The organism is Leptospira kanakyensis, from assembly GCF_004769235.1.
GTDB classification, from domain to species: domain Bacteria; phylum Spirochaetota; class Leptospiria; order Leptospirales; family Leptospiraceae; genus Leptospira_A; species Leptospira_A kanakyensis.
Genome location: NZ_RQFG01000004.1, coordinates 1 through 606, shown reverse-complemented (window position 1 = coordinate 606; position 606 = coordinate 1). Strand labels below are relative to the sequence as shown.

Below are 606 nucleotides of genomic sequence, written 5' to 3'. Positions count from 1 at the left end.
ACGCTGTTACACGCAGTCGCTTATTCGCCAGTAATTTCTAATGCTTTTTCTATTAAAGCTTTGGAAAGATGGATATCATGTTCTTCTAGAAGCATTAGTGAACTTTTAATTTCTGAAATTAATCCCTTATCTTTTGCGGATATAAGAATTCCGATAGTTCCTATGACTTTTTGATTTTCTAATTTAGCTACTTTTCTGGCTTTTTTATCATCAAGTAATAGAATACTATTTTTAAATTCTTTCGATAAGACGATAGCTTCTGATTCACCTTTTCCTAATGAAAGTCTATAGGCTTTAAAGGCCTCAATATTGTTACATTTTTTTATAAATGGTTTAGTCCATTCTTGTAATATGATACTGAATTTTTTATCTGTTTGTGCAATTTCTTCGTAAACGGAGAATGGAACGATGATTTCCTGAAAAATTTTATTTAAAAGATGTAATTTATTAATAATTGCTAATGAAATAAGGGGAGAAGAGTCAGCAATTATTATCAAGTTTGTTCTATTTTAACAGAGATAATTCGGAATCTAGGTCATCGGAATCGTAATCAATAACAGGTATTCCGTCGCGTGAGATTTTCTGCATGAAAGTTTTTAGATCTAA

General features: G+C 30.2%; 1 protein-coding gene. It reads right to left on the bottom strand.

Annotated elements, in window-relative coordinates:
* Nucleotides 1-20: 20 nt before the first annotated feature.
* Nucleotides 21-497, bottom strand: a complete 477-nt coding sequence (locus EHQ16_RS00645) for a PIN domain-containing protein (RefSeq protein WP_135638807.1) — start codon at nt 495-497, stop codon at nt 21-23.
* Nucleotides 498-606: the final 109 nt, after the last annotated feature.